Origin of the sequence: Flavobacterium sp. (genome assembly GCF_044376915.1) — a bacterium.
Classification (GTDB): Bacteria; Bacteroidota; Bacteroidia; order Flavobacteriales; family Flavobacteriaceae; genus Flavobacterium.
Genome location: NZ_JBILKB010000022.1, coordinates 19,438 through 27,451 on the forward strand (window position 1 = coordinate 19,438; position 8,014 = coordinate 27,451).

General features: G+C 31.8%; 4 protein-coding genes. 3 read left to right on the plus strand and 1 reads right to left on the minus strand.

All coding sequences use genetic code 11. The features are described from left to right. Positions 1-70: 70 nt before the first annotated feature. Complete coding sequence (locus ACIQ6Z_RS03920; protein WP_396209630.1) at positions 71-2,362, plus strand: VWA domain-containing protein; 2,292 nt, start codon at positions 71-73, stop codon at positions 2,360-2,362. Between the two features lie 246 nt (positions 2,363-2,608). On the opposite strand, the gene ACIQ6Z_RS03925 is transcribed toward ACIQ6Z_RS03920, so the two are convergent. Continuing rightward, entirely contained in the window at positions 2,609-3,010 is a 402-nt protein-coding gene (locus ACIQ6Z_RS03925) for a hypothetical protein (RefSeq protein ID WP_396209631.1), read from the minus strand. 468 nt (positions 3,011-3,478) lie between these two features. Between ACIQ6Z_RS03925 and ACIQ6Z_RS03930 the strand changes: the two genes are divergently transcribed. Together ACIQ6Z_RS03930 and ACIQ6Z_RS03935 are read left to right on the plus strand one after the other, a co-directional pair. Next, a complete protein-coding gene (locus ACIQ6Z_RS03930; RefSeq protein WP_396209632.1) occupies positions 3,479-4,870 on the plus strand; it encodes a gliding motility-associated C-terminal domain-containing protein in 1,392 nt (463 codons plus the stop codon). Between the two features lie 5 nt (positions 4,871-4,875). After that, a partial coding sequence (locus ACIQ6Z_RS03935) for a PKD domain-containing protein (RefSeq protein WP_396209633.1) occupies positions 4,876-8,014 on the plus strand: 3,139 nt, incomplete at its 3' end.

Consider the following 8,014-nt stretch of genomic DNA (forward strand, 5'->3'; position numbering starts at 1 on the left):
TTTGTAATCTTAGTTTAAGATAATATTACATACACATTTCTCGTTATCATAATACCAAATTTACTTAACGATGAAAAACCTATTTATTTTGTTAGGGTTACTACTTTTTACTCCAATTGTTAGTGCCCAAACCCGACTCGATTTTACCTTAAATGTTATTGATAATCATTCAAAGCCCGTTGCTGGTATTTCTGTTACATTAATTGAAACTACCAGCAAAAAAAGAATCAATAGTATTACCAATAAAGAGGGTGTTGTAGCGTTCCAAATTAATTATGGAAGCGAATGGGCACTCAATGTGGGCGAAATGAAAAACTGCGGCTATATTGAAGTTCCAGAATCTGGCATTACTGAAGAAACAAAAACAATTACATACGATCTTAAGCATTACAATAGAATCAATAGACCTTTTGTAGATAGAAGCACTTTTCATTTCATTACTGAAAATCAAATTAAATTAAAAGATTTAAATTACACCAAATCACAAGCCTTAATATCGCTTACTCTACTGAAAGAAAATGGTAGTCCGTTAACTAATTTTCCAGTTAATTTAACGTGTTTTAAATTGGGAAAAACTTTTCTTGGAAAAACCAACACAAAAGGTGTAGCTAATTTTATTGTTCCGACAAAAAATGAGTATGAAGTGGATATTGATAATGTTGAAAGTGTCAAATATGTAGATGTTGTACAATCGGGTGTTTATGCTCTTGAAACTACCTATCAGCCTACTTATGTTGTTGAAAATGATGTAAATGATACTATAGTGCAAAAATTAACAAGCGAAAGTAACGGTACTTCTTCAAGGGTATTTTTAAAGTTAAGAGTTGATAAGAGAGAAGGTAAAGATTTATTGAATGAGGATGTGTATTTGCAAATGTTAAAGTCAAATAAAGTCTACAAAGCTAAAACTAATGCAAAAGGAGAAGCTTATTTTTTATTGCCCACTAAACGAAAGTATATGGTGCATTTTAGATACCAAAAAGATGTGGATGTACTTAATTACAAAGATATGCAAGGGATTTCCAGTGCTGAAGCATCATTTACCTATACTCCTGAGCCTAGATTACAATTTCCGGAACGTTTTGTACCCACTCCAGATAATTTATTTCTCATTGATTTTTTAGATTTTCTTTACAAACAATTTCCTGAACCGCAAGATGATAGTGCTGTTCGAATGGATGTTTCTTGGGGCAACGATCAAATCAATGCAGAATCTAAAGAAGCTATTTTACAATTGGGGTTTAAAGTTAAAAATGATGATGGTAATTTATACGGTCATCCTTTGAATATTTCGCTTGTAGTGGATGTAAGTGGTTCAATGGAAGGTCACGATCGTTTAGATGCCCTAAAAAAAGCACTATTAAGCTATGTAAAGAAGTTGCGTCCAACAGATGTTGTTTCATTAATCTCATTTAGTGATAATTCGAAAGTCTTAGTTCCGGCGCAAAAAGTAGGTAATGGTCAATACCTTAGAGATATGATTGAAGACCTACAAGCTTCTGGTGGTACAGATATCTATAAAGGAATGGTAGACGGCTATGAACAAGTATTAAAGAATTTTATTTCAACTGGTACAAATCGAGTTATTTTATTGACCGATGGTTATGGAATTACGCCAGTTGATGTGATGTTGGCAAAATCCAAAGAATATAATAAGAAAGGCATTGAAATGTCAACAATTGGAGTAGGAGAAGGGTATAATCAATCTTTATTGTCTCTATTAGCAACAGCTGGTGGTGGATTAATTAGTTTTATTGTTGATTCTAAAGATATTTCTACAGCATTTGAAAAAGATTTAACAAGTGTACTGAGTCCCTGTGCAAAAGATCTAACAGTAGAAATATTGTATAACAATCAAATTGTTTTCAAACAGCTTTATGGTCATCCATTCACCAAAGTAAATGATAAAGTAACAATGAATCTAAATAATGTGTATAGTGGACTCAACACACTAGCTTTGGTGAAATTTGATTTGAATAATCCAACAGAACAAATTGAAAAGGAACCGGTTGTGATAAAAATGAATTATTTTGATTATCGAAAACAGAAAAGAATATATACACAAGAAAAGGCTTATTTAAAATGGGTGCCAGCCACTCAAAGTTTTGAACTAATTTTAGAGGCCCAACATAAGAAAATGTATGCCATAGCGGTTTTGAATCAATCTTTAAAAGTGATGTCGGAAGCTTTTGCAGTGCAAGATCATCAGAAAGCATTAAAAGAAATACAAAAAACTATAAATCAAGTCAAAAATTTGTATCCGGAAGCTAAAGATATTGATGTAGAAAAATTAGTTAGTCGTGCTTCAGATTATGCATTGGCTTTAACACGAGTAATAAGTAATAGTAAAATAAAAAATTAAGCAAATTACATTTGGCTCGCGAAGTAATACAAAAAACCGATTAGGATACTAATCGGTTTATATTTTGTGCAGAGAGAGTTTCTTAAACTCTTTTGCAACTATCAATTTTTTCAGTACTTCCCGTTTTGTCAATCGTCATAGACTTACTACTTTTTTAACTTAAATATATAAAATAAAAATAGTGTTTTGGTTCGAGAAAAACAATTTTTGAATCGAAAACTCAATTTTTTATATCGAATTTACATTTTATTTTTTTAAAAGCCATATACATCCATCATCACTAATAAATGAAGTTTTAGAATTAATTTTTATATATTTTATTTTATTTTCTGTAAATACTATTTTACCTTTAACTTCATAATCGAAATCTAAATTTTGATCTGCCAGATTGTTAAATTCCTTTGTTTTTAGTATTCCTTCTTGATTAATTAAATTTTCTGTAATGCTCATTTGAGCTTGCCCCATTCCATTATTTCCGCTTGACTTCCACCACACAATAGAATGTCCTTTTGAACAAGAATTGACATAAATTCCATTTTCTAAATCATACCATCCAAATTCAGTTTGTGTTTTTTTCGTATTTTGAGATTGTGCAATTGCAATTGAAAATAAGAATGCTATAATTAATAATTCAATTTTTTTTTTCATAATTTCTATTTTTTAATTTGAATCCAAATATATGTAAATAAACTACAAAGAATAACAAGACATTAAATCTATCTATTGAGATATCTCTCGTTTTATTCCGAAAGCCATATTATCTATTATAGATATAAAAGTTTTTTAGCTCTTCACTAACTATCAATTTTTTCGGTGCTTCTAGATTTCGAATTTAAAAAGGGGCAATCCATGGACTTACTACTTTTTTAACTTAAATATATAAAATAAAAATAGTGTTTTGGTTCGAGAAAAACAAATTTTTGAATCGAAAACTCAATTTTTTTATTTTCGATTACCACATTTAGTTACAATTTTCGATAATTATTTTTTTCTTTTCTGATTATATCTATGATTAATAATAAATACGGCTAAAAATGACATTAATTGTCTTTTTTAAATATTATTTTCCTTTATGTAAATTATTGTATTAAATTTGTTAATAAATTATTATTCAGTTTGAAATTTATATTTATTATTTTAATAATTCCTTTTTATGTAGTTGCGCAAAATTTCCCTAGTCTTGCATCGCTCTCAACTGGCCAAGGAGTTCCTGGTACCTATGACGCCACTTGGGAGGTAAATACCCAATGGCTTGTTGTGGAACCAACTAATACATTACTTTTAAATTATACTGACGCATATATTAACAATAATTGTGCTCCAGGAGCATGGGTGAATCCATCACAATTGCCACCACCTGTAAACAATGGGAATTGGATAACTTCTGATGACGCTACTTGTGGAAATAATACAAGTGGGCATAGAGTTTTTAGACTTCCTTTGAACTTGCCTTCAGATTGTAATGGAAATCCTATAGCAAGTATTAATAATTACATTCTTTACTTTTCAGGATATGTTGACAATACGATTACCAATGTATATGTAAACGGTGTCCCGAAAAATATTTCTGGAGGTAGTTTCACTAGCGGTTCTCAAATAAATTTTCAATTATCGGGTCCTTGGAATTCTGGAGTAAATTTTATTGATATAGTTGTTTTAAATTACCCAGGGGGAGGAATTAATCCTTTTGGATTGCTTCTTGTAGCGGATACAAATCAAAGCAGTAATTCAGACATTGATAATGATGGTATTTCTGATTTATTAGATCTTTGTCCTTGCCAGCCCGGAGTTGCTCCGAGTGGATGTTGTCCGTTAGCTCCAACTGTAATTCCAAATCAATCTTTTTGTTTTGGGGCAACCATAGAAGATATTACAATTTCAGGTCAAAATATAAATTGGTATGAAAGTTTGACTAGTACAATTTCTTTACCAAGTAATACTCCATTACAGAATGGTTTCACTTATTATGCCACTCAATCTGCATTAGGATGTGAAAGTGAGCGATCTCCTGTGCAAATAACTATTATTTCACCAGAAATTAATCAAACAGCTGCTATTCAATATTTTTGTCAGGGAGGAACAGTAGGGGAATTGCTTCCACAAGGAGCTGATATATTTTGGTATAGCTCGTTAAATTCGAGTTTGCCATTGGATAGTTCAAATTTATTGGAAAACAATCAAATCTATTTTGCAAGTCGTATTATTGATGATTGTGAAAGTTTAGAACGAATTGAAGTTAAAGTATATACAAATTGTGAAATACCAAAAGGTATTTCGCCAAATGGTGATGGGAAAAATGACACTTTTGATTTGTCTTTTTTAAATGGCGTAGAATTACAAATTTTCAACCGTTATGGTATGGAAATGTATAGCAAATCAAATTATATTAACGAGTGGAATGGTAAAGATTTTAATAATAATACTTTACCATCTGGCGTTTATTATTACATAGTAAAAAAATCAAATAACGAAATCAAAACAGGTTGGGTGTATCTGACTGCTGAATAAATATTATGAAAAAAATCATCAAATTATTATTGTTAGCCTTAATATCACTTCAAGGTTTTTCTAGTAATGTAATTGAAAATAACTATTCGAATAACCGTAATATTTATTCAAATGTATTTATAGATAACCCAAGTATAACTATTAATGAAAGTTTACAAGTATTTACTGCTTGTATTGGATCTCCTTCACAAACTCAAACTTTTTCAGTTAGTGGTACAGATTTAACAGCAAATATTAATATACAGGCACCTATAGGATATGAAATATCTAATGATAATGGATTAAATTGGTCAGCTCAAATTACTCTTAATCATACCTCAGGAATAGTATCGAGTACCAATATTTTAATTCGAATAGCTTCTTCAACGACTACAATCACTAATAGCTCTATAATTCAAATAAATTCTGGATCAATAAATGAAACTGTTTCTATTGACGGTTATGTTATTAATAGCGCAAGTATGGACCCTGGTTCAATATCTGGAGATCAAATCATTTGCTCTCCAGGAAATCCATCTAATATAATTAGTACAAACAATGGAAATTCAGGTTTACCTAATTTATCGAATACAACTATTTCATATCAATGGCAAATTTCTATAGATAATATTAGCTGGACAACTGTTTCTGGTGTAAATACTTCATCATATAACCCACCTCCTGGTGTTAATGTGACATCATATTATAGAAGGATTTTAATTGTTAAAGTTGGTAATAATTTTTCTTGTTCATCTTTACCATCAAACATTGTAATTGCAACTTTTATAAATGGATTTACAGTAAACGCAGGTCCAGATATTATAGTTTGTAAAGGACAAACAATAAATCTAAATGCTGTTTCTTCTGGAACTACTGAAAACGTAACTTATACATGGAGTGGACCAAGTTTTACAAATAGTTCTCAAAATACTTCTATTTCTAACGCGTTATCTTCAATGTCGGGTAATTATACAGTAACTGCAAGTATTTCCTCTGGGTGCAATGTTACAGATATAATAAATGTTTTGGTGATAGACGAGCCAAGTATATCAAGTACAATGCTTAATGATCAAGATATTTTAGTTAGATGTGTAACTAGTCCTTCAGCTACTTCTGGACCCATTGGATTCACTTTAAGTATACCTAGTTATAGCAATAATATATTGAATTACACAATTAACTGGGGTAGTGGCAGTCCACTAACTGAAACATTTGACTCTAGTAATTGGAGTAATCAAATCACTCATGTTTATGGATTAGGATTATCACCATTTACAATTACTATAAATACAGTAAATGGGTGTTCAATTTCAAAAGTATATAATGCTTTTGTTGGAAGCTCTCCGGCTGCAGCTACTTTAGTTCTAAATCAAAACGAGGCAAATGGTTGTGCTCCTTTGACAACTACTTGGACATTGACACTTCCTAATAATATTGTTGGGACTTATTATACTTGTGATTGGGGAGAAATTTCGAATCAAGATGATTTTGTTTTGAATCATGGTGGTACAATACCCAATAATACTTCAACTATGACATGGTCAGGACCTACTATAAATAGTACTACTCAAGTCACGACCTATGTCATAACAAAAATATATATAAATTCTTCATGTGGAAATAATGTAATTACTGGAGGTAATACTTACTATAATGCTTTTCAACCTGGCATTATTACTAGGAACCCATGTACAGTTACCCCACAACCTTCAGGAAGTGGATTAGTTACCATTGGAAGAAAACCTGAGGCTAACTTCACCCCATCACCTTTTCCAACAAAAATATGTACAGGAGTTCCTTTGCAAATTTTAAATACATCATTGTTTGGTCAAACTATACCATCCAATAATGGAGCTACATGTACAAATACAGCTCAATTTTATTGGACAATAACAAGATTAACTGCACCTTTTATTGGCGGCTCAACAGTTACAGGAAATTTGGGTTCTAATAATGGACAACCTGCTGAATATTTTGATTTGTGGACTAGTGGCTCCATGTCTCCAACCATAACGTTTAATCAAACGGGTACATACAGAATTACATTGACAATTGCAAATAGTTGTGGACAAGACTCTATATCCAAAGATATATGTGTACAATCAAGAGTTACACCAGCTTTTTCATTAGATATTAATCAAGGTTGTAAACCTTTGATAGTTTCAGCTACAAATAATTCCGATACTTCTGTTTCTTGTTCTAACACAACTTATTTGTGGAATGTTTCTTATTTAAGTAATTATTGTGGTACTTCTTCATCGTTTACTTTTTTAAATGGTACAAATAATACTTCAGCAAATCCTGTCTTTCAATTTAATAATTCAGGGACTTACAATATTACACTTGTAACCACTAATGATTGTGGTTCTTTGACTTCTGCAGTTCAAACAGTTACAGTCAAACAACCTCCAACGGTTACAATAAATTCAATTCAGAACTTTTGTGGTACAGCCACAATAAACCCAACAGCTTCTGTTAACATTTGTTCTCCTACAGGTAGTCCTACAACTTATTTATGGACTTTTACTGGTGCAACCACAATTCCTGCTGGAGCTGACACTGCAATAAATCCTTCAGGGATTGTATATTCTACACCTGGTACTTATACTGTTTCATTAGTTGTTACAAATGAATGTGGTTCAACTACGGCAACAAGGACTTTTACAGTTAATGCATTACCAACGATTACAGGTAACTTGGTTATTTGTGCTCAAGGTACTACTCAATTAACAGGAAGCGCCACTGCAGCTACGACAAATCCTTGGACTTCTTCGACTCCGGGCGTTGCTACAGTAAGTTCAACAGGATTGGTAACAGGAGTAAGTGCTGGTACTACTACTATAACTTATACTAATTCAAATGGTTGTCAAACTACAGCCATTATAACAGTAAATGCATTGCCAACGATTACAGGAACATTAAATGTTTGTATAGGATCTACAAGACAGCTTACAGGAAGCGCCACTGCAGCTACGACAAGCCCTTGGACTTCTTCGAATCCTAGTGTTGGTACTGTTGATGATACAGGATTGGTAACCGGAGTAAGCGTTGGTACTACTAACATTACTTATACCAATTCAAACGGTTGTCAACGCACGGTTACTTTTACAGTAAATGCATTACCAACGATTACAGGAACATTAAATGTTTGTATAGGATCTACAA